This window comes from Alteromonas alvinellae (assembly GCF_902705805.1).
In genome coordinates, this window is record NZ_CACSIH010000023.1 from 1 (window position 1) to 25,548 (window position 25,548).

Genomic DNA, 25,548 nt, shown 5'->3' on the forward strand with positions numbered 1-25,548 from the left:
GTAACAAAAAATTTAAAAAAAATATCTAAAAGAAAATATTAAGCTCTTACATACTTGCTCTGTGACTTGACATGGTATTGAATTAGCTTCCATGTATGTTATTTATTTTATATATAAATAATTAAAATTTTATGGAAGACGAAAAACGTATTGATAGAAATAAAGATTCAAAAATGATTGCAGATGATATTTTTGAAAAATTGGAGAAAATAGGTCTCAAAAAACTTGATTTTGAGCAAGAAAACTTACTAGGCTTAATAAATGAACTGAGATCTTCTTATCCAGAGCTAGATTATCATTTCCTTTACAATATTACTCTAGCAGACATATACAGAATTATGAATGAACATAACAGTTCATTTGAGTTTGATTTGACGGTATCAGAACCACTCACTGCCAAGTTGCAAATTGATAGTCCAGAAGTTGAAGCAGAGGATAAGAAAGAGAAAGGTATTCTGCTACTACTAGTCTTTTTGTTGTTTCTACATCAATCTCATCTAGTTCTCAACATCACATTTAAGAGAGATAAAAATAGGCTTGTAATACCATTTTATTCTTACTTCAGCTTTTTAAGCAGAAACTCAGTTCTAGTTACCAGTAACCAGAATCAGACATTCGGTTATGTTATATCTGTAGAATCAGTATTATATAGCTACTCGAAGAAAGAATATCACTTCAATGACCAGATAGACCGTTTACTCCAAAGAAAAATCAATGGAAAAAATCTATGCCCAGAATCACTGTTAAACCATCCTGTTGCATCAGATTTACAAAAGCATGAGACCCTTTACAAAAATAGCATGAAAATAGCAGAATCTTTGGCTGAGAGACTTGCTAACAAAAGATGTAATATTTTCAAACTAAACAGCAGGATAAGACTCTTTTGAATGTATAGATTTTTTGAAAATCATTAGATTAACAGAAGATTCTCAAGACCTTCATTAACGTATCATCGATACGTCACTTCAGAAAATAGATAGTTGAAATTTACCATTATCTATAACCTTTGTTTGAACATAAGCTTTTCTACGATTAAAACAAATCAAAACCGAGTGAGTACAAAAACCGACATCAAGGTTAAAGGGTTAATAGACTCTAAAGATCTCTAAAGTACTGTAGGACATGTTTAAGTATATGAAAATAAACGATAAAAATAAATTTCACAAGACACTGAAGGTGTTTCCTGAGAGACTAAAAGTGCTACTAGGGAGTCTAAAGTAGTTTTGGGAGAGAGTAAAAGAGTCAATGTGGGAGTGTTACGGTGCTTTTAAGGGGGCTTAAAAGTATTTATAAGATTTTTTACAGGTTGCTATTCCATTTTTTAAAAAAAGTGTTTTATTAAAGATATAAGAATGGAAAAGAGAGATGACTGAAAAAAAATTATTTATTAATAACCACCGTGAGACCGCCCACTATAGCTGCTTATTGTTCGCCCCTATTTTTATGCCAATAGCAAAAGGTTCTGCAAGAAAGCTCATTAAGATTAATGAGTTAAAGAGAACAAAACTGGAAAATATCTCATACAACGGAGAGCAGTTAGACATCAACCTAGATTTCAAATTGTACTCGTTGATTGCTTCAAGAGTTCAACAACAACAGTCTACAAAAATTTCATTCACCGAAAGGCAACTCATCGTCCTCGGACTGAAGAGAAAGCTAGAATCGCAACTTAAGCAGAAAGTAGAGAATAGACTGGGCGCGCTTCAAAAGGCTCAATTTCAGATAAATAGATTCGATGAGCACGGCAACAAGTTAACAGGCCGTTTTACAAGTTTGATAAAGTGTTTTGATTGGAACTATAGAAAAAAACAAATCAATATTGAAGTTGATGAAGACTTAGCAAACCTCAGTGTCTCCTACTATTCGAAAGAAAAAATTTACATAGATATTGTCAATCAACTGAGAACAGACCACGAAAAAGCGTTGTTCCTTTATTTGGAAACTAGAAAGTTTAAAGGTAACAAGAAAGGGGTTAATCACAATTTTGATTACTTAATTTCCAGAGTCGCTCCCAATTATAAAAGTAAAAATGACCAGAGAAAGGCGTTATTGAAAGCTATAAAGTCACTATCTACCATAGGCTACATAAATACATACTCCCTCAATAAGACCGAGATGGAGGATAGCGAATACGTTACAATCTTGGTTAATCATGACTTTGTTGACACTAATAGAGTTAGGGATTCGTTGTGCGATCATTAATGCGCATCAAGCCCTTAACTCATCATTCAACAACTTTTAAATAGCTAGAGTCGAGTACGGATACCTTGGATATACTATAATATAATCAATGATTTATTTTAATTTTAGCTATTGAATTAAATTTTAAATGTGGTTTCTTTAATAGAGTCTTACCGAGTTTGTCGTAAGACTTTATGGAGAAAAAAATGTATTTAAATTTTGGTATAAATAAAAGAGGAGAGTGGCAACACGTTTCCACAGTTAAAAGTGGTCTAACAAACCTTACCTGTCCTTATTGCGGAGGAGCATTGCTGGCTAAAAAAGGTCAAGTGAAGTCCCATCACTTCTCTCACAAGTTCGACACCTGTCTTGAATCAGTTGAAGCGGCTAAAGCTGCTACGCTGCCCACAATCGACAAATTTGAAATGCTCAGTTCAAAAGAACAAAAATATATGGATAGAAGGGAACGATATTCATCTGACAGAATATTTCGTTTCGAAGGCATGAATGAAGCAATATCTAATCTTGAGGCAATGGGGCTACTTGAAGTTAAAAAATCGATTTCTGATGACCTTGCTCAGTGTCAGAATATGTTGAAAGGGATAGACTCATCTTTGCTCGATGATGATGGTTGCCCGACAGATAAGCTAACAGCTATCGGTGATGTGTTCAGAACCTTTTCTGATATTAATGTTAGAAGCACTTGGCTACATGGAACGAAGCTTACTACGAGTATTAATAAATGTTATCACCAGAACAAGCTTAACAACCAGCACACTATTAGTGACTTTTTAAATGCTCAAGCGTTTTGGCTTCAGGCTCACTACGACAAGCAGTACCGCATAAATTCAGAGCATTCAAAGCTCATTCAGAAAAAAGTAGAGTCTTTTTCAAAGCAGCATCTCTACTTGTTCAAATTCAGTGCTCTCATAGAAGGCAATGAGACTACTTTTCTGAAAATCGGTATGACTACTCGATGTGCTGAGGAAAGGTTAAGAGAAGTGACTGCTGAACTGAAAAAGCATGGAAATGTTCACAATGCGGATGTATTGGCTTATGTGAAATATGCTGGACGAGTAGAGCCACTTTTACATTATTTTCATGCGAAAAATAGGTATAAATTAGCTAGTTTTAAAGAGTTGTTTAACACCAATATTGAATTCACGTTGCTTGAGCAGTTTAAATCTATAAATGAGCAAGAACCTTTGAAGCCATTTAAACTGAAGAGTAATTTACTTTGCCAGCAATCACTTCTAAATAAAGATACAGGCCGTAGAACAAAGTCACGTGAGGAACTCATCGAGGAGTATCCAGAGGTAGTTGAGTTACTAAAAGAAAATCTGAGTATACGCGATGTCGCACGACAAACAGGCAGGGCTAAAAATACAGTTCAAAAGGTGAAAACTGCACTTTTACATTGACAAAAGACAGTTTGAAAGCATCTCAGAAGTTTGAATACGATAAAAAAAACCTATAGTGCGCGGCTCGCCTGGAATAGAAAAATTAATCGAGGCAAAAAATTCAATTGAATAGTTCATTATAGGTAGTAAGCGTCCATGCCACTGATTTACCTAGTCGTTAATATTGTCAGGTTTGTCGTGATTAGGATTATTACGAGCATATTCAACACCATTACGCTTATAGATATGAGTGTCGGGATGCTTGCCTTGCTTTACTTCTTTTACAAGCTTAGAGCGGCTTATCTCGCCCCTGCCTTTTACTGAATAACTAGCATTACCACCTTTGGCACCACCGCCGTTGCCATTAATACTACTACCTTTAGCCATGTTGGCCTCCTGTTGATTTGTGTCATAGTCGTTATACACGTAAGGTCAGCATTGCAACCTGCTGATTCACCTCCTTTGGTGTATAATTTTACTGTTTGGGCATACAGTAATATTTCAAGGCTTTGGCGGATAAAAAACATTCAAAATTTCCCTTCGATCTTTGATATTGAATCGATATTTGATATTGTTTCATTATCTTTTTATGGGGAGTGAACCATGATATCTGGTATTAATGGTGGAAACTGTATTTTAAGCTCGATGGCGAGGACTAGAGTTGAAGACAACTTGATCAACAGTGCTGAAGTTATCGGTTCCAAAGGCAATTATATAGTTGCATTCAAAGGCAATGCTGCTGAATGGGACGGCAATCCAATTGTTTTAAGTAGCTCTAGACAACCTTATGAACCTAGAATTTTTAAGAGCTTAGACGGAGCAATCTCAGAATTAAGTAGAATCGGCCTCAGTGAAGCGTCTGTAAAAATCATCGAAGAAAATAGCAACGTATAGATTCCTCATTTCTCAATCCCTTGTTGCTAGAAATATCAGAATAACAATATTTTAGGTTTAAAGATGGAAATTAAAGAAGAAACAGTATTTTCAAATGTTGAAACTACAAACAGTAAGCAACTTGAAATTCTCAAAAAACACTTCCCTAGCTGTTTTGACCGTCAAGGTAATTTTATTCAAGACCGAATGCTTGAGATAGTCAACGCTAATGAAGTTGACATATCAAAAGAGAGCTACTCACTCCAATGGTTGGGGAAATCATATTCTCGACTGTTAGCAAACTTGCCGCCGAAAGTACTGATCCGCGAAGATATAGACCACAACACAAAAGAACAACATAAAGATAGTAAAAACCTGCTTATCAAAGGCGATAACTTAGAAGTATTGAAGCACTTAGCTAACGCTTACAGTGAAAGGGTCAAAATGATTTACATCGACCCGCCGTATAATACTGGCTCAGATGGTTTTGTTTACTGTGACGACCGAAAGTTTACCAAAGAGCAGCTTTCTAAGTTAGCAGGTATTGATATTGAAGAAGCTGAACGTATCTTGAGTTTCGCTGATAAGGGTTCAAATAGCCATAGTGCGTGGCTAACCTTTATCTACCCTAGGTTATACGTAGCTAAGGAGCTACTTACGCATGACGGTGTAATTTTCATTTCGATAGATGATAACGAAGTTAGTCAGTTAAAGCTGCTATGTGATGAAATTTTTGGTGAGGCAAATTTTCTCTCCCAGATAACCGTCCAGTCGAACAAACGCGGTCAAACTTATAAAGAAATTGCCAAGTGTCACGAGTATATCCTTGTATATTACAAGTCGGCAGATTCCTCGTTAGGCGAACTCGAAAAAGCTGATGGAAAGCTACCTTTCGAGGATGAATATGGAAGTTATGATTTATGGGAATTAAGAAACAGAAATCCTAAGTTTGGAAAACATAATCGTCCAAATCTATATTACCCAATTTATATAGATACAACTTCTGCTAATGACCAAGGCTTGGCACCAATTTCGCTATCACCATCTGAAAAGTTCACGTTTGAAGTCTTTCCCAAAAATAGTAACGGAGATGACAGCTGTTGGAGGTGGGGAAAAGAAAAGCTACTAAAAGAAGGGATTAATGCCAAAATCCCAACCATTTTCGGTAAACAAAAACGTGATGGAGGCTGGAATATTTATGAACAGTCAAGAAAGAGTACTACTAAAGCTAAATCTATTTGGACGGAAACCAAATTCATAAATGAGCAAGGAACTATAGAGTCTGGAAAACTCGATATGAGTGGAGTGTTGCAGTTTCCGAAGCCGTTAGAATTAATGAAGCAATGTATTTCCCTTGCAAGTGATGACAAAGACTTGGTTTTGGACTTCTTCGCTGGATCAGGAACAACTGCACATGCAGTTATGGAACTTAACGCAGAAGAAAATAGTGAGCGCCAATTTATAACAGTTCAAATCCCAGAAGAATGTGAAAAAGACAGCGTGGCGTATCAACGAGGTTACAAGACTATTTTTGATATAACAAAAGAGCGCTTAATACGAGCTTCAAATCAGCTTACAAATGAAAGCAACAATCCTAAAACCTCACTAGGTTTCAGAATTTTCGAGACGGTTGAAGACTTCCGCGTTACTGATAATGAAAAAGAGTTAACCTTATCCAATTTAACGATGTTTGATGATGTTGTGTTGACGAATACCCAGTATCAAACTCTATTAACAACTTGGGTTTTGTATGATGGTAGTGAGTTGACCACTCCGATTGTGGATATTGACCTTGATGGTTACACAGCACATCTGTGCGATAGACGCTTGTATATGATTGCTCCAGACTTCAGTTCTAATGCGCTCAAAGCGTTACTTCACAAACTTGATGATACTAATGACAAAGATTTTGACCCGAACAAGATTGTTTATTACGCCAACAATTTTGACAGTGTTAAACAGATGGAGTTAAACGAAGCACTAAAGAGCTATGCAAATAAGAAGTCTATCGAGATTGATGTAGTGGTACGTAACTAATGAGCAAAGGATTCACTTTTGAAAAGAATTTGCCACACCAAAAAGCAGGTGTAGACGCAGTTCTCAATATGTTTATAGGCGCAGAGCCACAACTAGCTGACGAGCAAGGTGTTCGGCTTTTAGCGAATCCAGAGCTCGTTATTACGAAGCAACAGAAACTCTCAAACATAAAGGCTATCCACGAATTTAATGGTATCGAACACACCAAAGATCATTACAACGAGAGTAGTAATGTGATTGATGTTTCGATGGAAACTGGTACAGGTAAAACCTACACCTATACCAAAACAATGTTTGAGCTAAACAAAGCTTTCGGTATCAACAAATTTATCATTATAGTACCAACGCTTTCGATTAAAGCGGGTACGGTGAACTTTCTTAAAAGTGATGCGCTTAAAGAACACTTTCGAGAGACAGAGCGTGAACTTAAAACGTATGTTGTTGAGAGTAAAAAATCGTCTAAGAAAAACACTAAGTCGTTTATGCCGCAAGCGATTCACGATTTTGTAGAAGCTAATAATTACAACAAAAAATACATTCACGTGATGGTGATTAATTCAGGGATGGTTAACTCCCCATCTTTGACGGAAGTATATGACCGTGGCTTATTAGACAATAGATACAACACACCAATTGAAGCAATTAGTGCCGTAAAGCCATTCATTATAATCGATGAGCCTCATAAGTTTCCCAAGGCTAAAACAACATGGAATAACATTGAAAAATTCAATGCTCAAAGCATCATCCGCTATGGTGCAACGTTTAATGAGGATTATGAAAACCTTGTTTATCGTTTAACGGCTGTTGACGCGTTTAATGACGATCTCGTTAAAGGCATTAATACCTTTATTGAGGAAATGGTAGGTGATGATCTTGCTAGTTTGACGCTTAAAAAATCGACCACAATAGAGGCAAGCTTTGAGCTAAATGAAAATGACAAAAAGAGCACTATCAAATTTGGTAAAGGAGAGTCACTAGCGAAGGCTCATCCTGAAATTCACGACCTATACATTGAGTCAATGAACACTAAGATGGTAGTCCTCAGTAACGGCATTGAGCTAAAGATTAATGAGTCAATAAACCCTTACTCTTACTCTGATACGCTCGAAGATAATATGATGCGTAGAGCCATAAAAGAGCATTTCAAGGTAGAACGTGAAATGCTAACCCAAAGCCCACGTATCAAACCTCTGACTTTGTTCTTCATTGATGATATCGAAGGCTACCGTGATGGAAATAATATTTCTGGAAGTTTAAAGACTAAGTTTGAAGAGTGGGCTTTAGCTGAAGCCAAGGAGCTACTCAAAACGGAAAAAGATGAATTCTACAAATATTACTTGGAGAAAACTATCGCTGACATTAGCAGTGTTCACGGTGGATATTTCTCCAAAGATAATAGCGATAAGGATGAAAAAATCGAGCAAGAGATCAATGAGATTTTGCACGATAAAGAGTTACTGTTATCTCTAGATAATCCTAGACGATTCATTTTCTCAAAATGGACTCTTCGAGAGGGTTGGGACAACCCTAACATTTTTACACTCTGTAAATTACGGTCAAGTGGTAGCACAACATCAAAGCTTCAAGAAGTTGGACGAGGCCTACGCCTGCCAGTCAATGAGTTTATGGCACGTGTTAACGGTGAATTTAGATTGAACTATTTCGTGGATTTTACTGAAAAGGACTTTGTAGCATCTTTAGTTCAGGAGGTAAATGAGACATCGTTTAAGGAAACTGTTCCGTCCAAGTTCACTCAAGAACTAGAGGATAAAATTTTATCTAAATATCCTGATGTTGAATCCCTTGATTTAATGCTAGATTTGCTTGAAAAAGGCATTATTGATAAAAGTAAAAATTTCCTTGGCTCAAATGCTTATACCCAGTTGAAAGACTCGTTTCCAGATGCTTTCCCTAGTGGTGTAAAGAAAGGCAAAATCAAAATAGCGACAGAGGGAAAAGCTCGTTCGAAAATGCGAGTTGGTAAGTTTGATGAGCTAAAAAGATTGTGGGACATGATCAATCAAAAAGCGGTCTTGGAATATAAAATCGCCAGTGAAAAGGAATTTCAAAGTCTCTTTTCTAACTATTTACTTACAGAGTCTGACAAGTTCAAGAAAACGGGAGTTCAGACACGTATTGAAAAAGTGTACATAAGCAATGATACGGCAATGTCTAAAACATTATTCGGTGACGATGATGATTTCGCTAAATTCAGCACTATGACATACCAAGAGTTTATTACTCGTCTATCGCAAACAGCATTTATAAAACCATCTACGTTACACAAAGCCTTTGTAGCAGTTCAAAGCAAAATAGACATAACAGATTATCTTAATATTCAAACCATCAGGAAGATAAAATCTGGTTTTAGTAAATTCCTGCTATACAACTCATTTAGCAAATTTGGTCTTGGTTACAATGTTATTTCTAATAGCGTACATCCAACCAAGTTTACAGACCAAGCAGGCAATGCGTTAGTTGACGTAGCAGCAAGCGATTTGGGTGTTCATTCAGGTGAATCGTTGACTCCATTAGATAATTATCTTTTCGAAGATGTTTTTTATGATTCAGAGTTGGAGAAGCTAAACATTACTAATGGTGAAATAAGGTCTGTTACTGTCTTTACGAAAATACCCAAAAACTCAATAAAAATTCCTGTCTCTGGTGGCTACACATACTCGCCTGACTTTGCCTATGTAGTTAAGACGAGTGATGGTGATTATTTAAATTTCATCATTGAGACTAAGAACGTTGAAGGGAAAGAAAGCCTGCGTAAGGAAGAAGCTAAAAAGATTGAGCATGCGAGAGAGCTATTTAATGAAATCAGCAAGGAAGTAAAAGTTGAGTTTAAGACTCAATTTGCTGATGATATCGTGTACAACTTGATTAAAGACAATATTCAACACTGATAAAGGAATAAAATTGGCAGAGGGAAATGCACAACAACGATTCTTTGAGTTTTTACAAAAGAAGCAAAAGCAAGCGAGACATTTTAGCAAAGCACAAGTTATCGGAGCCACTGGCTGGAAACCAAATACATTTAAAACGTATTTTGGTAAAGGCCAGATAACCCAGTTTGTCACGTTAATTTCTGAAGATACTTACGAGGCTATTAATACTCTTGATATTAGCTTTATTGAGTTTAAGAAACGGTTATCACAGAGTAAACACTTTCAAGAGTTAGGTCACAAATGCAAGTCTAACTTAGCCAAAGCTCTACTAAAAAAGTCACGAGATAACATGATGTTAGCTTTGGAGTTATACAACAGGCCCTCATTAGAAAATAAGCTAGATGGTTTTGTAATGCTTTTCTCGACTTCATGGGAACAATTACTTAAGGCTATTATTATTGAAAAAGACGGTGAAAATAGTATTTACAGACCAGCCCGTAAGAAAGGGTTTAAAGAAACTATTTCGCTTAGGGACTGCTTGAATAAGCTATTCAAAGAAACCGACCAAATTAGGAAGAATATCGAGCGTATAGCAGACTGGAGAGATAACGCAGTTCATTTATTAATGCCTGAACTCCAAGGGTTAGCATCAAGAATTTTTCAATCAGGTGTATTAAATTATTCCTCTCAGTTTGAAAGTTTTGCTGAAACTGCGTTTTTAAACTCGCAACACAGCGGTATGCTCTCGCTCGTAGGGGATTTTAAGTTGCCTCCTGCATCATTACTAAAGACCTACTACGGAAATGCGGCTGATGAAATACTCGAATTGGCCAAGGCTACGGAAGAAGCGATTACAAACTCAAACGATATTGAATTCGCAATTCCAATCAATGTTTCTCTAGTGTACGCAAAAGATGGAGATACGATTATTGCAACGGCTAGTGGGAAATCTGCTGATTTAAAAAACTTAAAGAATGCTCTAATTGTAAATAAAACAATCAACCCTGAAGAATCCCACCCTCTAACCCAATCTGCTGCTATTGATGCGATAAAGAAAGGTCTATTCGAAAAGTTTGATTCTAAGAAACTATCAAAGTGTTTAGTTGCAAAGTGCAAAAAAACGGGTGACATGACTTTTAATCCTAATTGCTTTCAGGCGTGTCTGTATAAGCTTAACTGGAAAAGCGAAAATAACGAATTTCACTACTATCAGGCTCTAGCTAATAAACACATTTTTTCTTACGAAGCTGTGAATGAAATCATTAGAAGAATCACACAAAACGATAACTTTCTATCTGAAGCTAAAAATAAATGGAATTCCAAAAAATGATATGATTACGAGCTCGGCTGACTGTAGGCAGGAGCAGTGCAATACACGTAACCACTTGTGCGAGTTACTGTTTTTTCGCTTCAGCCATTCTCTTTTTAGCTTCACGTTCTTCATATTCTTGAACAACATCTTCAGCTCTAATACGAGCATAGATTCTATTCAATACGTCTAAGTTGGTATGACCTGAGACAACTGCGACTTTCGAAATGTCCCATCCGTCTTTTATAAGTTTAGTAATACCATGTGAGCGAAGGTCATGAAATACAATGTGCTCAAGATTCTTTCCATCATCGATCAGTTTTTTCCTTGTGACTCTCCAGCCAGAACTAACACTATCGGCTTTGTAAGGAAAAATTCGATTTTCTAATTTGAAAGTGCCAGCCTTCTCGACTTGAGATTTCCTTTCCATTAGAATTTCGAACGCTCCACCAATTAACGGAATAGTTTGATCGAAATTTTTTAGCTTTGGGTGCTTTCTATTTCTTATGATCAACTCTTTTCTATCGTCCTTAAAATCTCGCCATGTGACTCTACAAATTTCACCAACTCTCATGCATGTTGCTACAGCAAAATCTAAGATAGTTAAGTAAGGAATTTTAGCTGAATGGTGTTCTTGCCTGTTTAGTAGTCCTTCTCTTAGCAATTCAAAATCTTTGTTACTAATCCGCGTATCTCTTTCTCTGGCTTTAAACTCTAATAAGCTCTTTTTTGGATTTTTCTTGTATTCTTCGCGATATTCGAGCATTGCGTTTTCAATGAAATCAACGGACCCGTTAATCCCATATGATTTAGCTACTTTTATGACAGATTTTATGTAACCCAAATCCATATAAGCGGTGTAGGGCTTAACTTGATCAATATTTCTACGTTCATGTATGAATGCATCTAAATCCGTCTTTCTGAGCGAGCTAACACGCTTAGAAGCTATGCCATAAGACGTGATTTTTAGGAGGCCGTAGTACTTGCTATCTCCAATAGTTAATCTGTCATTATCGGCATCACTAAGAAAGATTGAGATCAGTTCGCCAAGTCTCACTTCCTTTAATCTGGAGTTAAGAAGTTGTTGCTTTTTAAGCTCTTCCTCTTCAGTGGTAGGAATACCATTTTTTTTCAGTTTGCTGATCCTATCGTCTCGCCAATTTTCAGCTTCTTTTAATGTGTCCCAAGTTTTATTAAGTTCGTAATAGCCTGTAGGTCTCGTCTTGTCTCTAACTCTGACCTTGGCTCTAAAGCGAGGCTCACCATTCTTATTTACTCTAGTATCAATGTATCCTCTGGGAGTTGCTTTAGCCATAACCCATTCCTGTTGTACAATACGGAAATATATTCAGTCTATTAGGATAATGAAAACGTCCCCAAATGAAAATCCCCATGGGGACGTTTTTAGATAAAATATCCCAAAACATGCGGAAATAGGTACAAATATGCGTGAACGAGGAAGTGTTAAAAGTCAATCAGATCAGGCTTTAGGGAGATCTGCGGTGAATAGACGCTTCTCAGTCGCTCCAATGCTGGATTGGACAGACCGCCATTGTCGCTACTTTTTACGATTAATGTCTAAGCATACGCTGCTTTATACCGAAATGGTAACAACGGGCGCGATCATTTACGGTAAAGGCGATTACCTTGGTTATAACCAAGAAGAACACCCTGTGGCGGTTCAATTGGGAGGCAGTGATCCGTCTGACATGGCCAAGTGTGCTGAATTATCACAAGAGCGCGGCTACGATGAAGTCAACATAAACGTAGGCTGCCCAAGTGATAGAGTTAAAAATGGCAGTTTTGGTGCGTGTTTGATGGCGCAACCTGAAGTGGTAGCCAGCTGCGTTAAGGCTATGCAGGCTGCGGTAGATATTCCCGTTACGGTAAAATGCCGTATTGGTATCGACGACATGGATGAAGATGAAGACTTTGCTCGCTTCATTGACATAGTGGCAGACGCGGGGTGTGACACCTTTATTGTTCATGCCAGAAAAGCGTGGCTACAAGGTTTGAGCCCTAAAGAAAATCGTGAAATTCCGCCTTTGAATTACCCTCGGGTTCACAGGCTTAAACAGGCGCGCCCTGAGTTATCTATTAGTATTAACGGCGGTATTAAAACACTTGCTGAAACTCAGCAACAGTTAGAGAACGTTGACGGTGTAATGGTAGGACGCGAGGTTTACGCAAACCCGTATATCATGTCTACCGTTGATAAAGACATATTTGGCGATACTAATGCTCAGAGTTTGTCGCGACGTGAGATAGTGCTTCAAATGCAGCAATACATTGAACGCCAAGACGACCCGTATTTTAAACCCTGGCATGCTGCACGGCATATTTTGGGCCTTTATCAAGGGCAAGCGGGTGGACGTATTTGGCGTAGATATTTAAGTCAAAATGGTACGGGTAAGAATCCAGATCCTAATTTACTTCTTAATGCATTAGATGCCGTAGAGAGCGCGCAAAAAGAAGTTGCTGAGCACAATAGTCAAAAAGACTAATAACTTAGTATTTTTGACCAAAGTTTAATGTTTGCTCAATTTAATTAAAGGCTCGCGTTTACGCGAGCTTTTCTTAAAGTTTATATATATCAGCTGCTTAAGTTGTTTTTAAGGAGTTGGCACAGCTCTCGCAATCCTCTAAGTATCGCAACAACGGTGTGTTGTTGCACTGACTAAATTTAGAGGGATATCATGAAAACTTCACTAATCGCAGCAACTTTACTGACAGCAAGCATGGCAAGCAGCGTAGCAAATGCAGAAGAGTCAGTGCTTCAATCGTTTTTGACCAATGTAGTTACTAATGCAGTCGCCAGCACATCTCAAGAGATTAAGGCTGACGTATATCAAGCAGTAGCAAACGCAACTTATCACTTTGAACTTAGCCCACAAGAAGAACGTGGAAGCGGTAAGGTCAGTGTGACTGATTTAGTGGCTGCCGCTACTTCAGACGGTAGTTCAACAGAAGAAGATGCAGACTAAATAAATATTGTTAATTAGCAGAAGCGCCGAAAGGCGCTTTTTTTTGCTTAAATCACGATGTAAGCATGTTTGAAATGTTAAAGATTGAATGCTGACGATTAGAAGTGGTCAATTTAACAATTCGGTTAGTTAAATACACTAATTTATCGTATCTGCTATTAAAGTGTACAAGTTGTCAGGCTGTTATTTTTAAATAAATCTATATTTATCAATGCTTTAAATAAGTGGCATGGTCATTGTAATACTAAAAGTGTTGAGGAGAACTCAGTCAGCGGTAACCAGCAGTGTGTGAACTTAAGAATAAATGCTGGGAACTACAACACTACTTTTAACGGAGAAAGAATCATGGGTATGTTTTCACGCATTAACGATATTGTTCAAGCAAACATCAACGCGATGTTAGATAAAGCTGAAGATCCTGAAAAAATCATTCGTTTGATTATTCAAGAAATGGAAGAAACCCTGGTTGAAGTTCGCACTGACGCGGCGCGCTTTATTGCACAGCAAAAAACCTTAGCGCGTCATATCGCAGCAGCAAATAAAGAAGTAGAAGGGTGGCAGCACAAAGCACAAATTGCAATGAACAATGAAAAAGAGTCATTGGCAAAAGCGGCGCTTATAGAGAAGCAAAAATATGTGTCTAAACTTGCCTCTCTTGAAGAGCAGGAAGCGCACCTTGCAGAAAGTATCGAAAAAATTCAAGGCGATACAGCTCGCTTGAACAGCAAGTTGGCTGAAGCCAAAGCTAAGCAAAAAACCTTAGTTCAGCGCAAACATTCAGCGCAAACTCGCTTGAAAGTGAAGCAAGCTGATCACGAGGGCAAAATTGATAACGCCATGATGCGTTTCGAAAGCTACGAACAGCGTATTGACCATCTGGAAGCGCAAGTGGATGCGTACGACCTTACAAAGTCGAATGAAGCAACATCTTTGCGGGCCGAGTTCGATGCGATGGAAGCAAACGAAGCGATCGAAAAAGAATTGGCAGAACTTAAGAAGAAAAAGGTCGCTTAAGCGACCTTGGGTGCCGCCAACTTATATTGTAGATATCGAAGAAACATTTTGGAGAAAATGATGAAAGTACCATCACAGAAACGAATTTATAGAGACCTTGATTCTGGCATTATTTCAGGTGTGTGTGCAGGGGTTGCACGTTATTTTGATATTGATGCAGTATGGGTAAGAGCGGCAGCGATAGCGGGCTTATTCATCGCCACCCCCATTACACTAGTGGCCTATGTGGCTGCCGTTATTCTATTACCGAGATTAGTGTAATGAAAAACTTTTTAATTGCGTTAGTTATCGCCATTATTTTGGTGAATTGCTTGGGAAGCCTTGTAGATAGCTGGCTAGGCATGCACCTTGTTATGTCTGACGAGTTGCTAAGTCCTTGGGAAAACGTGGCAGTGCTTTCGTTAATCGGTGTTGCCCTTGCCATAGTGGGCTTTGTTGTTGCTATAAGCGTTATGGGGACGATTCTTTTAGCTTTAGGTGCAGGCTTTTTGGCTTTGCTCGTATTGGGTGTCAGTGCTTTCTGGCCAATTATACTAATCGGTATTGCCCTATATGCTCTTAAAAATCGTAAATCTGCTGCTTATGAGCGACAAAATGACGTAAACATGCGCCATACTTTATAATTAACATAAATAAATTTAAATTGTGTTAACGTAGTAAAAGGTGGTGTTATAACGGTAACCGTCATAAAGGTTTCGCATTTTTCACGTAATATTAGTTGTTTCAAATAGCTGACCACTGTCGGCTATTTGTTATTTAAAAAGGAAGGTTGGTGTTTATATGAGACAATCTATTAACTCAAAACGGATAGCGATTGTCGCTGTGGTGATCTTTTTACTTTTCTGGTTAATCGGGTGGTATTGGAGTTTGTCGCCAGATACGTTCGATGTAAGAAAACGCTTGGAGCAGAATTCACCTGTAGAGAACCCAACAAGCATTGCGGGTTACACATTAACTACCACCATGATTGATGTTTCAGAGACTTTACTAGATAAGCCTGGTGGCTACCTTTCAAATGATGTTCTTCCTCCCGGAATTTTTCTAGACAATATGCCAGCGTGGGAGTTTGGTGCACTGGAAATGGTGCGTGATCTGGCTCTTTCTATGCGTAAAGATTTCAGCCGTTCTCAATCTCAATCAATTGAAAACCCTTACCTCACCAAAGCCCACCCCAAGTTTAATATGGACCACAAAAGCTGGGCATTGCCTTCGTCTGAATCGAGCTACGCCGAAGGTATTGAATTATTGAAAAAATATCGCGACGAACTGGCAAATACGCGAAACTCCGATAGCCAGTTTTACACCCGTGCAGATAATTTGCGCGAATGGCTGAAACAGGTCGAAAAACGGTTGGGTAGCTATTCACAAAGACTCAGTGCCAGCGTAGGGTCTGCTAGGATTAATACGGATTTAGCTGGAGATGCAAATGCAAAGCAATCTACTCCAAGCACTAACCAACGTGTTGTTCAGACTAGCTGGTGGAAACTCGATGACAATTTTTATGAAGCGCGCGGTGCAACATGGGCTTTACTGCACTTTCTTAAAGCCGTAGAAATTGAATTTATTGATGTGCTAGAAGATAAAAATGCTTTAGTAAGTCTTCAGCAGATTATTCGCGAACTGGAAGCAACACAACAGTCTGTATTCAGTCCGATGATTTTAAACGGCAGTGGCTTTGGTATGTTAGCTAATCACTCTTTAGTTATGGCTAACTATATTTCTCGTGCAAACGCTGCTTTAATTGAAATATCAGAACTTCTTAATCAAGGATAATTAATGAAAAAGGGTCTTATCGCTGCCGCATTGGGATGCGCATTATTTTCAGTTTCATCTCACGCAGACACTATTGCTGGCGTGTATGTTGGTGCACAAATGTGGCAAACCGATACACAAGGTGGTTTTGCTGATAACAATAACACCGCTGATTTCAATTTTGACGATGAAACCAATACGGCGTTATATATTGCCTTTGAACATCCTGTGCCTTTTTTACCGAACGTGAAAGTGAATCACACTACGTTAGAGAATTCTGGGACTACAGCGCTTCAATCCGAATTTACTTTTGATGATGAATTATTTCGAAATGATGCTGTTGTAAATACGGACATTGAAATTGATACAACGGATTTCATTTTATATTACGAGCTATTCGACAATGATTTAGTCAGCTTTGATTTGGGTATAAATGCAAAGTATATCGACGGAGCACTAAGCGTTGTAGAGCGTGATAGCGACACGAGTGGCTCTGCAGAGTTCTCTGGTATTGTTCCAATGGCGTATTCAAAAGTACAGCTGGGTCTTCCATTTACTGGATTGTCTGCATATTTTGAAGGCAGCTATTTGTCATTCGATGATCACGAGCTAAGCGACTATCAAGCTGCGGTTCAATATTCATTTATTGAGAGCTTAGCCGTCGATATGACCCTTCAAGTTGGTTACAGAAACGTAACAGTTGATATTGAAGACCTTGACGATGTTTATGCTGACATGGAATTTGACGGTGTATTCGCAGGCTTAGAACTTCATTTTTAAGCACTAACTATCTGTTTTTAAAGGCGTGGCTGCTTGTGCAGTTCACGCCTTTTTTAATTTCCAAGGAAAATGTTTACGCGCGTTATTACCTATTCACACAGTCATTAGCACTTTCAGTAATAAAAAAGTTTCATTTATTCTTTTCTCTTCTTGTAGAAAGCCGTTAGCCTTAGCGCCATTGATAAAAGGCTAAAAGACTATGTCACAAGATTCTAATTCGAACTCAGCGCCAGGCGCGGTATTAAACGAACAGCAGTGGAATGCGATTACGCAAGCCATTGCAGGCTTAAATCGTGATCAACTTACTTGGGTAAGTGGCTATGCGGCAGGCATGGCGGCTGCACAAGGCGGTTCGGTTGCCCCAATGTTACAAAGCGCGCCTGCATTAGCGGGTGACGCGCCAACGCTTACTATTTTGTACGGTTCACAAACCGGTAATGCAAAAGGTGTTGCAGCGCAGTGTCAAGCGAAAGCAGAAGAAGCGGGCTTTAATAGCAAGCTGGTTAGCATGGCAGATTACAAGCCACGTAACTTGAAAGCAGAAACTCACGTTGCGGTATTTGTTAGTACCCATGGTGAAGGTGATGCGCCAGACGATGCTATTGAGCTACATGAATTCTTGGCTGGCAAAAAAGCCCCGAAGCTTGCTGATACCAAATATGCAGTTTTGGGTTTAGGTGACAGTAGTTACGAGTTTTTCTGCCAAACGGGTAAAGACTTTGATGAGCGTTTAGGTAAGCTTGGCGGTAAGTCTATCGTTGAGCGTTTGGATTGTGATGTTGATTATGAAGCTGAGGCCGAAGCATGGCTAAACAAGCTTATTGAATCATTAAAAGATGATTTTAGCGCTGCCCCACAGACTGCGGTAGCGGCGCAAACTGGTGCAGCAGTACAAGGCGTAGCAGCACAAACTTACACCAAAAAAGCACCGTTCAAAGCAACGTTAATCGACGCACAGAAGATTACGGGGCGCGATTCAGTTAAAGATATCCGTCACATCGAAATTAGCCTTGAAGATAGCGGCATTACCTACAAGCCAGGTGATGCGCTAGGTGTTTGGTTCAAGAACGCTGCTTCTTTGGTATCAGAGCTTATTAGCATTTTGTCGTTAGATGGTAATGCTGAAGTATCTGTAGGTGATGCGTCAATGTCGTTAACTGAAGCCTTAACGTCTAAGCTTGAGTTAACGCTTAGCTACCCTAACTTTATTAAGTCATATCAGGCTGCAACAGGTTCTGAATCATTAGCTGCTTTGATGGAAGATAAGGCGCAGCTGCGTACTTATATGGCTGAACGTCAAATCATCGATATTGTGCGCGACCACCCAGGTAGATTGTCTGAACAGCAGCTAGTAGATGCATTGCGTCCATTAACACCTCGTTTGTACTCTATCGCATCAAGCCAAGCTGAGGTGGAAGAAGAAGTACATCTCACTGTAGCTCACGTTGACTATGAAGCGTTTGGTCACCGTCATCAAGGTGGTGCGTCTGGCTTCTTGTGCGAATATTTAGAAGAAAATGGTGAGGTAGAGGTTTTCGTTGAAAACAATGATAACTTCCGTTTACCAGCAGACCCTAACACGCCAGTGATCATGGTAGGCCCGGGTACAGGTATTGCGCCGTTTAGATCTTTCATGCAAGAGCGTGATGTGCAAGGTGCTGAAGGCAAAAATTGGCTGTTCTTTGGTAACCCACATTTCACCCAAGATTTCCTATACCAGGTAGAGTGGCAAGGTTACGTTAAAGAAGGTCTGCTAGATAAAATTACGCTCGCATTCTCTCGTGACCAAGAAGAAAAAGTATATGTTCAGCACCGCTTATTAGAAAACGGTAAAGAAGTGTACGAATGGCTAGAGCAGGGCGCACACTTCTATGTGTGTGGCGATGCAATGCACATGGCTAAAGATGTTGAAAATGCCCTTATTAGTATTGTGCAAGAGCACGGCGGTAAATCTGAAGCCGATGCAAAAGCCTATGTTGTAGAGTTACGTAAAGCGAAACGTTATCAGAAGGATGTCTATTAATGAGTAACGAAAAATCACCATTTATCGTTGAGGGCAAACTGGCTGACAACGAGCGTCTAAAGCGCGAGAGTAATAATTTGCGCGGTACCATCACTACCGATCTTAAAGATGATCTTACCGGTGGCTTCACAGCTGATAACTTCCAGCTTATTCGCTTCCACGGTATGTACCAGCAAGACGACCGTGACATTCGGGCTGAACGTGCAAAACAGAAACTAGAGCCACTTCACAATGTGATGCTGCGCGCTCGATTACCGGGCGGCGTTATCACGCCTGACCAATGGTTATCGATCGATAAGTTTGCCGCTGACCACACTATGTACGGCAGTATTCGTTTAACCACTCGTCAAACATTTCAGTTTCACGGTGTGTTAAAGCCTAAGATTAAGTCTATGCACCAAATGCTAAATAAAGCTGGCATCGACTCTATTGCAACAGCGGGCGATGTAAATAGAAACGTACTATGTACATCTAACCCAGTTGAATCCGAGCTTCACCTTCAGGCATTTGAATGGGCTAAAAAGATAAGTGAACACTTACTTCCTAAGACTCGCGCTTATGCTGAAATCTGGTTAGACGGTGAAAAGGTTGATACTACTGAAAAACCTGTTGAGCCTATTTTAGGTGATAACTATCTGCCGCGTAAGTTTAAAACTACCGTGGTTATTCCTCCGCAAAACGACGTAGATGTTCACGCGAACGACCTGAATTTTGTGGCGATTGCAGAAAATGGTCAGCTAGTTGGTTTTAACGTACTTGTTGGCGGTGGCCTTGCAATGACTCACGGCGACAAGAGCACGTACCCGCGCAAAGCCTCTGACTTTGGATTTATTCCACTTGAAAATACGCTAGATGTTGCCGCGGCGGTGGTAACCACACAGCGTGACTGGGGTAACCGTGTTAATCGTAAAAATGCAAAAACCAAATACACCCTAGAGCGTGTTGGCGTAGACAACTTTAAAGCTGAAGTTGAAAAACGCGCGGGCGTGACTTTCCAGGATAGCCGTCCTTACGAGTTTACTGACCGAGGTGACCGCTTTGGCTGGGTAGAGGGTATTGATGGTAAATACCACCTTACGGTATTCATTGAGAACGGTCGTATTTTAGATTACCCGGGTAAAACGCTGAAAACGGGCTGTGCAGAAATTGCCAAAATCCATAAAGGGGATTTCCGATTAACCGCAAACCAAAATCTGATCATTGCTGGTGTTCCACCCCAGGACAAAGACAAAGTAGAAGCCTTGGCTCGGGAACATGGACTAATAGCGCCATCAATTTCTAACCAGCGTCTAGACTCAATGGCTTGTGTTGCATTGCCAACTTGTCCACTGGCTATGGCAGAAGCTGAGCGTTACCTGCCAGATGCTGTTACCGAACTAGAAGGCTTGCTTGCCAAGCACGGGTTAGAAGAAGACAGTGTTATCTTCCGCGTAACTGGCTGCCCTAATGGCTGTGGTCGCGCGATGTTGTCAGAAGTCGGCTTAGTCGGGAAAGGCCCAGGCAAGTACAACTTGCACTTAGGTGGCAACCGGGAAGGCACACGCATTCCTCGTATGTATCGAGAAAACATTAGTGAACAGGAAATCATGGCGGAACTAGATACGCTGCTTGGTCAATGGGCCAAAGAGCGTGAATCTGGTGAAGCGTTTGGTGATTATGTCGTTCGCGCTGGTGTTGTAAAACCAGTAATAGACTCCGCACGGGATTTCTATGACGAATAATACAGCGATTAAGCAGCAACCACTAACGCTTGATATCAGTAAGGAAGCCCTTGCTGATATCAATGAAACGTTGGAGAAAATGACAGCGCAGGAGCGAGTAGCTTGGGCGCTGGACAACTTGCCTGATACTCATATTGTGTCTTCAAGCTTTGGAGCACAATCGGCGGTTATGCTGCATATGCTTACCCAAGCACAACCGGATATTCCTGTTGTGCTTACCGATACCGGGTATCTGTTTCCAGAAACCTATAAGTTTATTGATGAGCTAGTCGAAAAGCTTAATTTAAACTTACACGTTTATAGCGCAGAAATGTCATCTGCTTGGCAGGAAGCTAGATTTGGCAGACTTTGGGAGCAAGGCATCGACGGTATTGAAAAATACAACAAGATGAACAAAGTTGAGCCAATGCAGCGTGCATTACGTGATCTAAAAGCAGGTACGTGGTTTGCGGGGTTGCGCAGAAGTCAATCTGATACCCGTGGCAAGCTGCCTGTTCTACAGAAAGTAGGGCAGCAGTTCAAGCTGTATCCGATTATCGATTGGAGTAATAAAGACCTTCACTATTATCTTAAAGACAATAACCTTTCTTATCACCCGCTGTGGGAACAAGGTTATGTTTCAATTGGTGACTGGCACACAACCCAATCGCTTCAAGAAGGAATGAGTGAACAAGATACCCGTTTCTTTGGTTTGAAGCGCGAATGTGGATTACACGAGTTTGGTGACGGTATTTAACTTATGTTGAATACCTCACTCAATACTTGCTTGATTTCTTGTAGATACGTTTCGTTAGTAGACTTAGTCACTAGTTTATAAAGTTCAGCACCCACTGAAGTAAATTTATAATAAACTAATGCCACTCCCGGCGCTTTACATGTGAGTGTTATGTTCTCATTAACACATCGCCAAGTAACCTGCTGCCCTTCAGAGTACTCTGCACTCTCGATTTCACTGGCATAAATCAATTTCATTTCTTGCAGAGAGAGTAAATCAGGGTAACTGAGGCCAACAGAGGCTAAGTTTATTTGCTCTGGAATAGGCTTTCTCAGGAACGATAAAAGACCCTTGCGCTTATGATACCCTACCAATATGCGCGGAACGGTATCATTACTCTTTCGACTTGCTATGTTAACTGCTTTGTTAAATACCTTTGCATCTCTGTGAGTGAGTGTCTTAAGTAGCTGCAGGGTGCGTAGTGAAAAGCTGCCTGGACGCGCTACTTCTACGGCAAAAATCTTTCCCCATAATTCCTGCATTGGTGGGCTATAAATCTCTTCAGCCATCGTACTAAATGCAAAAAACCAGTCGGGATCAAGATTATCGCTAGTTTGTTCGTTGATTGAGACATTTAGTGCTATATTTAGAACAGCTTGAAGATTGCTCGCTTTTTGGGTTTCTAGAATTTGTTTTCTTCGTTCTAAGGCGTGTTTTTGCTTTTTAGGATCGGGAGACAACATGGAAGGGCTAATTCCCACTCTGGCGAACCACGTTAGCATGCGTTGGCGACTTGCATCGGTTTGTGTAGAGTTTGCTACTTTCTCAGCTGCAGGTTGGCTAGTCGCTGCTATTGTGCCATTGACTTCCGTCTTCTGAGTTTTTTTAATCTCAGGAGAAATGTGCTGAGGTGTTATCTTCATGTTTGTTTAAATAAAATGAATGTAAATTAGCATGTACCATGTGAGCACTATTGCATTGCGTAACCCATTTATCAATGTAATCGTCTCCTTAATACAGTAAGTCATGCATTCTTGTTTTGTATGTATCGAGGAAATGAGCGGTAATGTCGGCAATGGATTACGATAACGACGAGTTAGTTTTTTTAGACGATGATGGTTCAGTTGAAGAGCAGATTTTACTCGGTAAAGACTGGAATATTCTTATTGTCGATGATGATGAAGAGATTCACACGGTAACGCGCCTTGCCTTGTCTGACCTCATCGTAAATGATCGAAAGTTAAATTTCATCCACGCTTATTCTGCAAAACAGGCCAAAGAGAAGCTCCATGAGCATGGTAACAGTATTGCCATCATTCTACTTGATGTGGTGATGGAAACTGACGATGCTGGCTTCGACGTTGTTAAATACATTCGCGAGGATATGAAGCTCTTCGAGCCTCGCATAATACTGCGTACAGGGCAACCAGGGTATGCTCCAGAAGAGCAGGTCATTAAAGTTTACGATATTAACGACTACAAAACGAAAACAGAACTTACCCGCGCTAAACTGCTTACGACCATTATCTCCTCACTTCGCTCTTACCAGCAGATTATCACCATAAGTCAAAGCCGTGCTGGCTTAGAAAAGATTATTACGTCCTCGGCTAACTTATTTGAAGAACATTCAGTTAAAGAATTCTGCGAAGGGGTGGTTACCCAAATCAGTTCTTTAATCGGACTCGATTCTGAAGGTCTATTATGCGCTAGAGCAGGATCATTGCTAGACAGAGAGGACGAACAAGTATATGTACTCGGAGCCGCGGGGGAATATGCCAAATTTATTAACCACCCGGTTGTAGATGTCAAAAATAGTGAAATCGAAGAGAATGTGAGTCGCTGTTTACGCCTTAAAAAGCATGTCTTTGAGCCTAGTTGTTCCGTTCTTTTCATAAGTAGAGCTGGCTTTGAAGCAGCGGTTTACGTTAAGCAAACGCACGAGATTAGTGAATTAGATAAAAACTTACTAGAAGTTTTCCTATCCAGCATCTCTGTGGGTTATGAAAACGTTAATCTTTTTCATGAGCTAAGAAATGCTGCGTTTAGAGATTGGTTAACGCGTTTACCTAACCGTAACGAGTTTATCAACATGCTAGACAAACCTCATATATTCGCTGGTGAAAATTATACGGTCGCTCTTATCGACGTGAATCACTTCTCAGATATCAATGACGGTCTTGGACAAGAGGCAGGGAATGAGCTTTTACGAGCAATTAGCGATCGCTTTCAATCTTCTCTAGATGCCAAGGTTCAAAAGGGGCGTATAGGTGCCGACGTGTTCGGGTTAATTGGTCCAGATGAATTAGTTTGCCCCAAATCAATCAACAAGATTTTTCAGTCTTCATTCACAGTCGGTGATCACACACTTCCGGTGAATATAACACTTGGATTGTGCAAGTTAGATAATAAACGCCACATCGGCATTGAAATATTAAAGCGCACGAATATTGCGTTAAACCGTGCTAAGAAAAATCTGACAGATAACTTCGAATATTACGCCAAAGATATTGAAGATCAGACCACTTGGCGTCTAGATATGATTCGCCGACTTCGCAGTGACTTTGCGGCACGGAAGTTACAGCTTTGGTTTCAACCGCAAGTGGATTTACTTAGTGAAAAAGTGGTTGGGATGGAAGGTCTATTGCGCTGGCCGGATGGCGAGGGTGGTTATATTTCCCCAGCTGTTTTTGTACCACTAGCTGAATATTCAGGTCTTATCGTTGATATCGGTGAGTGGGTATTAGAAGAATCATGCCGACGTCTTCAAGCGTTAAAAGAAAAAGGCTATGGGCATCTCCGAGTAGCGGTTAATATTTCTATTCCGCAGTTTCGCGACAGGTTATTTGTGGAGAAAGTGCAACAAGCACTTTCCAAAGCTAACTGCGACCCGAGCTTATTAGAGCTCGAAATAACAGAGAGTGTGGTGATGGATGAACCACAAATTGTTATTGATGCATTGCGTTCACTAAAAGAATTCGGCGTTAAAATAGCCATTGATGACTTTGGAACAGGCTTCTCCTCCATGAGTTATCTACAGCAGCTACCGCTAGACCGGCTAAAGGTTGATCGTTCATTCGTTAAAGATATTAAGCCAGGCGCAAGTGCAGTGTTAGCTGAAACCATAGTAACGCTGGGTAACAAGCTAGGCTTACTGACTATTGCTGAAGGCGTGGAAAAAAGAGAGCAGGCGAGTTACATGATAAAGCTCGGTTGTGATGAGGCCCAGGGCTACTTATACGCGAAGCCCATGCCGTTCGACGCGCTTTTAGCGTTTCTTGAAGAGCACGATTAAACTTTCAATACAGACTCTATAGTGTCTCGCAACTTCGGAAGGATATCTAATTCAAACCAAGGGTTTTTGGCGAGCCACCTGTTGTTTCTACCGGACGGGTGGGGCAGTGCGAAATGTGTTTCAGTCGGACTGCGTACAGCTTCAGTTAACGTTTTGTGTTGCGGTAAATAATACTGTTGCGAGTAACGTCCCACGTAAAGCGTTACTTTAGGTTTTAAATGAAGAATAAAGTCATTATGCCAAGCGGGGGCGCATTCTTTTCTTGGCGGGGCATCGGCTCCATTTTTATAACCTGGAAAGCAGAAGCCCATTGGCAGCACCGAAATTAAGCGTGGGTTATAAAAGATCTCCCTCGAGACAGACAACCAATCGCGTAACCGATCCCCGCTGGGATCATCAAACGCAATGGTGCGTTCATGAGCTTTTAACCCCGGTGCTTGCCCAATAATAAGCACCTTGGTTGATGGTGCAGTGCTAAATATGGGGTTGGGTTGATGCGGTAGGTGAGGGGTACACAGTCTACAATTTCTCGCTTTAACCACCAATGCATCGTGGCCTTTCACATTTTTCTCCAAA

At 40.1% G+C, this 25,548-nt stretch carries 22 protein-coding genes; 18 read left to right on the forward strand and 4 right to left on the reverse strand.

Going from position 1 to position 25,548, the window contains the following annotated elements; genetic code table 11:
* The first annotated feature begins 131 nt into the window (after positions 1 to 131).
* The 3 genes from ACX5KA_RS01515 to ACX5KA_RS01525 all read left to right on the forward strand — a co-directional run bounded on the left by ACX5KA_RS01515 (position 132) and on the right by ACX5KA_RS01525 (position 3,602).
* Positions 132 to 887, forward strand: coding sequence for a hypothetical protein (locus ACX5KA_RS01515; protein ID WP_458730266.1), 756 nt, complete (start codon positions 132 to 134; stop codon positions 885 to 887).
* 478 nt (positions 888 to 1,365) lie between these two features.
* Positions 1,366 to 2,202: a hypothetical protein gene (locus ACX5KA_RS01520; RefSeq protein ID WP_458730267.1), complete on the forward strand. Its 837-nt coding sequence runs from the start codon at positions 1,366 to 1,368 to the stop codon at positions 2,200 to 2,202.
* A 185-nt stretch (positions 2,203 to 2,387) separates the two neighbouring features.
* Positions 2,388 to 3,602, forward strand: a complete 1,215-nt coding sequence (locus tag ACX5KA_RS01525) for a competence protein CoiA family protein (RefSeq protein ID WP_458730268.1) — start codon at positions 2,388 to 2,390, stop codon at positions 3,600 to 3,602.
* A gap of 150 nt (positions 3,603 to 3,752) precedes the next feature.
* Here ACX5KA_RS01525 and ACX5KA_RS01530 read toward each other — a convergent pair whose 3' ends face one another.
* Entirely contained in the window at positions 3,753 to 3,968 is a 216-nt protein-coding gene (locus ACX5KA_RS01530; protein ID WP_458730269.1) for a DUF3892 domain-containing protein, read from the reverse strand.
* 216 nt (positions 3,969 to 4,184) lie between these two features.
* On the opposite strand from ACX5KA_RS01530, the gene ACX5KA_RS01535 reads away from it, so the two are divergent.
* The 4 genes from ACX5KA_RS01535 to ACX5KA_RS01550 all read left to right on the forward strand — a co-directional run bounded on the left by ACX5KA_RS01535 (position 4,185) and on the right by ACX5KA_RS01550 (position 10,712).
* Complete coding sequence (locus tag ACX5KA_RS01535) at positions 4,185 to 4,475, forward strand: hypothetical protein (RefSeq protein ID WP_458730270.1); 291 nt, start codon at positions 4,185 to 4,187, stop codon at positions 4,473 to 4,475.
* A gap of 63 nt (positions 4,476 to 4,538) precedes the next feature.
* Positions 4,539 to 6,491 carry a DNA methyltransferase gene (locus ACX5KA_RS01540; protein WP_458730271.1) on the forward strand — a complete coding sequence of 651 codons (1,953 nt, stop codon included), beginning with the start codon at positions 4,539 to 4,541 and terminating at the stop codon, positions 6,489 to 6,491.
* Positions 6,491 to 9,400 (forward strand): type III restriction-modification system endonuclease, encoded by a 2,910-nt coding sequence (locus tag ACX5KA_RS01545; RefSeq protein ID WP_458730272.1) that lies wholly within the window; start codon positions 6,491 to 6,493, stop codon positions 9,398 to 9,400. The genes ACX5KA_RS01540 and ACX5KA_RS01545 overlap by 1 nt, the downstream gene beginning before the upstream one ends.
* A gap of 13 nt (positions 9,401 to 9,413) precedes the next feature.
* Complete coding sequence (locus tag ACX5KA_RS01550; RefSeq protein ID WP_458730273.1) at positions 9,414 to 10,712, forward strand: DUF3644 domain-containing protein; 1,299 nt, start codon at positions 9,414 to 9,416, stop codon at positions 10,710 to 10,712.
* Positions 10,713 to 10,776: 64 nt separating this feature from the next.
* On the opposite strand, the gene ACX5KA_RS01555 is transcribed toward ACX5KA_RS01550, so the two are convergent.
* The gene (locus tag ACX5KA_RS01555; protein ID WP_458730274.1) at positions 10,777 to 12,006 is read right to left on the reverse strand and encodes a tyrosine-type recombinase/integrase; all 1,230 of its coding nucleotides are present in this window, start codon (positions 12,004 to 12,006) and stop codon (positions 10,777 to 10,779) included.
* A gap of 130 nt (positions 12,007 to 12,136) precedes the next feature.
* Between ACX5KA_RS01555 and dusA the strand changes: the two genes are divergently transcribed.
* The 10 genes from dusA to ACX5KA_RS01605 all read left to right on the forward strand — a co-directional run bounded on the left by dusA (position 12,137) and on the right by ACX5KA_RS01605 (position 21,701).
* A complete protein-coding gene (dusA, locus tag ACX5KA_RS01560) occupies positions 12,137 to 13,195 on the forward strand; it encodes a tRNA dihydrouridine(20/20a) synthase DusA (RefSeq protein ID WP_458730275.1) in 1,059 nt (352 codons plus the stop codon).
* 192 nt (positions 13,196 to 13,387) lie between these two features.
* Positions 13,388 to 13,675: a hypothetical protein gene (locus ACX5KA_RS01565; protein WP_039216335.1), complete on the forward strand. Its 288-nt coding sequence runs from the start codon at positions 13,388 to 13,390 to the stop codon at positions 13,673 to 13,675.
* A gap of 345 nt (positions 13,676 to 14,020) precedes the next feature.
* The gene (pspA, locus tag ACX5KA_RS01570) at positions 14,021 to 14,689 is read left to right on the forward strand and encodes a phage shock protein PspA (RefSeq protein ID WP_458730276.1); all 669 of its coding nucleotides are present in this window, start codon (positions 14,021 to 14,023) and stop codon (positions 14,687 to 14,689) included.
* A 60-nt stretch (positions 14,690 to 14,749) separates the two neighbouring features.
* Positions 14,750 to 14,950, forward strand: a complete 201-nt coding sequence (locus ACX5KA_RS01575) for a PspC domain-containing protein (RefSeq protein WP_458730277.1) — start codon at positions 14,750 to 14,752, stop codon at positions 14,948 to 14,950.
* The gene (locus ACX5KA_RS01580) at positions 14,950 to 15,312 is read left to right on the forward strand and encodes a hypothetical protein (protein WP_458730278.1); all 363 of its coding nucleotides are present in this window, start codon (positions 14,950 to 14,952) and stop codon (positions 15,310 to 15,312) included. The genes ACX5KA_RS01575 and ACX5KA_RS01580 overlap by 1 nt, the downstream gene beginning before the upstream one ends.
* Positions 15,313 to 15,469: 157 nt before the next feature.
* Positions 15,470 to 16,462, forward strand: coding sequence for a DUF2333 family protein (locus tag ACX5KA_RS01585; protein ID WP_039216332.1), 993 nt, complete (start codon positions 15,470 to 15,472; stop codon positions 16,460 to 16,462).
* A gap of 3 nt (positions 16,463 to 16,465) precedes the next feature.
* Positions 16,466 to 17,221 carry a TIGR04219 family outer membrane beta-barrel protein gene (locus ACX5KA_RS01590; protein ID WP_039216331.1) on the forward strand — a complete coding sequence of 252 codons (756 nt, stop codon included), beginning with the start codon at positions 16,466 to 16,468 and terminating at the stop codon, positions 17,219 to 17,221.
* Between the two features lie 199 nt (positions 17,222 to 17,420).
* Positions 17,421 to 19,244, forward strand: a complete 1,824-nt coding sequence (locus ACX5KA_RS01595) for an assimilatory sulfite reductase (NADPH) flavoprotein subunit (protein WP_458730279.1) — start codon at positions 17,421 to 17,423, stop codon at positions 19,242 to 19,244.
* The gene (gene cysI, locus ACX5KA_RS01600; RefSeq protein WP_458730280.1) at positions 19,244 to 20,965 is read left to right on the forward strand and encodes an assimilatory sulfite reductase (NADPH) hemoprotein subunit; all 1,722 of its coding nucleotides are present in this window, start codon (positions 19,244 to 19,246) and stop codon (positions 20,963 to 20,965) included. The genes ACX5KA_RS01595 and cysI overlap by 1 nt, the downstream gene beginning before the upstream one ends.
* Positions 20,955 to 21,701, forward strand: coding sequence for a phosphoadenylyl-sulfate reductase (locus ACX5KA_RS01605; protein ID WP_039216328.1), 747 nt, complete (start codon positions 20,955 to 20,957; stop codon positions 21,699 to 21,701). Before cysI ends, ACX5KA_RS01605 begins: the two co-directional genes overlap by 11 nt.
* On the opposite strand, the gene ACX5KA_RS01610 is transcribed toward ACX5KA_RS01605, so the two are convergent.
* Positions 21,698 to 22,603 (reverse strand): TIGR03899 family protein, encoded by a 906-nt coding sequence (locus ACX5KA_RS01610; RefSeq protein WP_458730281.1) that lies wholly within the window; start codon positions 22,601 to 22,603, stop codon positions 21,698 to 21,700. The two genes, ACX5KA_RS01605 and ACX5KA_RS01610, sit on opposite strands and share 4 nt — an antisense overlap.
* Before the next feature lie 143 nt (positions 22,604 to 22,746).
* Between ACX5KA_RS01610 and ACX5KA_RS01615 the strand changes: the two genes are divergently transcribed.
* Positions 22,747 to 24,972, forward strand: a complete 2,226-nt coding sequence (locus tag ACX5KA_RS01615; protein ID WP_039216326.1) for a bifunctional diguanylate cyclase/phosphodiesterase — start codon at positions 22,747 to 22,749, stop codon at positions 24,970 to 24,972.
* Here the strand turns inward: ACX5KA_RS01615 and ACX5KA_RS01620 are convergent.
* On the reverse strand, positions 24,969 to 25,547 hold the full coding sequence (locus ACX5KA_RS01620; RefSeq protein WP_458730282.1) for a uracil-DNA glycosylase family protein: 579 nt from the start codon (positions 25,545 to 25,547) through the stop codon (positions 24,969 to 24,971). The two genes, ACX5KA_RS01615 and ACX5KA_RS01620, sit on opposite strands and share 4 nt — an antisense overlap.
* Between the last annotated feature and the right edge of the window lies 1 nt (position 25,548).

What these genes read in the sequence shown, in the direction of transcription:
- ACX5KA_RS01595 (WP_458730279.1), top strand. Translation starts at nt 17,421, where the DNA reads ATGTCACAAGATTCTAATTCGAACTCAGCGCCAGGCGCGGTATTAAAC.
- ACX5KA_RS01515 (WP_458730266.1), top strand. Translation starts at nt 132, where the DNA reads ATGGAAGACGAAAAACGTATTGATAGAAATAAAGATTCAAAAATGATT.
- ACX5KA_RS01545 (WP_458730272.1), top strand. Translation starts at nt 6,491, where the DNA reads ATGAGCAAAGGATTCACTTTTGAAAAGAATTTGCCACACCAAAAAGCA.
- ACX5KA_RS01605 (WP_039216328.1), top strand. Translation starts at nt 20,955, where the DNA reads ATGACGAATAATACAGCGATTAAGCAGCAACCACTAACGCTTGATATC.
- ACX5KA_RS01555 (WP_458730274.1), bottom strand. Translation starts at nt 12,006, where the DNA reads ATGGCTAAAGCAACTCCCAGAGGATACATTGATACTAGAGTAAATAAG.
- dusA (WP_458730275.1), top strand. Translation starts at nt 12,137, where the DNA reads ATGCGTGAACGAGGAAGTGTTAAAAGTCAATCAGATCAGGCTTTAGGG.
- ACX5KA_RS01520 (WP_458730267.1), top strand. Translation starts at nt 1,366, where the DNA reads ATGACTGAAAAAAAATTATTTATTAATAACCACCGTGAGACCGCCCAC.
- ACX5KA_RS01590 (WP_039216331.1), top strand. Translation starts at nt 16,466, where the DNA reads ATGAAAAAGGGTCTTATCGCTGCCGCATTGGGATGCGCATTATTTTCA.
- ACX5KA_RS01530 (WP_458730269.1), bottom strand. Translation starts at nt 3,968, where the DNA reads ATGGCTAAAGGTAGTAGTATTAATGGCAACGGCGGTGGTGCCAAAGGT.
- ACX5KA_RS01565 (WP_039216335.1), top strand. Translation starts at nt 13,388, where the DNA reads ATGAAAACTTCACTAATCGCAGCAACTTTACTGACAGCAAGCATGGCA.
- ACX5KA_RS01615 (WP_039216326.1), top strand. Translation starts at nt 22,747, where the DNA reads ATGTCGGCAATGGATTACGATAACGACGAGTTAGTTTTTTTAGACGAT.
- ACX5KA_RS01585 (WP_039216332.1), top strand. Translation starts at nt 15,470, where the DNA reads ATGAGACAATCTATTAACTCAAAACGGATAGCGATTGTCGCTGTGGTG.
- ACX5KA_RS01535 (WP_458730270.1), top strand. Translation starts at nt 4,185, where the DNA reads ATGATATCTGGTATTAATGGTGGAAACTGTATTTTAAGCTCGATGGCG.
- ACX5KA_RS01610 (WP_458730281.1), bottom strand. Translation starts at nt 22,603, where the DNA reads ATGAAGATAACACCTCAGCACATTTCTCCTGAGATTAAAAAAACTCAG.
- ACX5KA_RS01580 (WP_458730278.1), top strand. Translation starts at nt 14,950, where the DNA reads ATGAAAAACTTTTTAATTGCGTTAGTTATCGCCATTATTTTGGTGAAT.
- ACX5KA_RS01540 (WP_458730271.1), top strand. Translation starts at nt 4,539, where the DNA reads ATGGAAATTAAAGAAGAAACAGTATTTTCAAATGTTGAAACTACAAAC.
- cysI (WP_458730280.1), top strand. Translation starts at nt 19,244, where the DNA reads ATGAGTAACGAAAAATCACCATTTATCGTTGAGGGCAAACTGGCTGAC.
- ACX5KA_RS01575 (WP_458730277.1), top strand. Translation starts at nt 14,750, where the DNA reads ATGAAAGTACCATCACAGAAACGAATTTATAGAGACCTTGATTCTGGC.
- ACX5KA_RS01525 (WP_458730268.1), top strand. Translation starts at nt 2,388, where the DNA reads ATGTATTTAAATTTTGGTATAAATAAAAGAGGAGAGTGGCAACACGTT.
- pspA (WP_458730276.1), top strand. Translation starts at nt 14,021, where the DNA reads ATGGGTATGTTTTCACGCATTAACGATATTGTTCAAGCAAACATCAAC.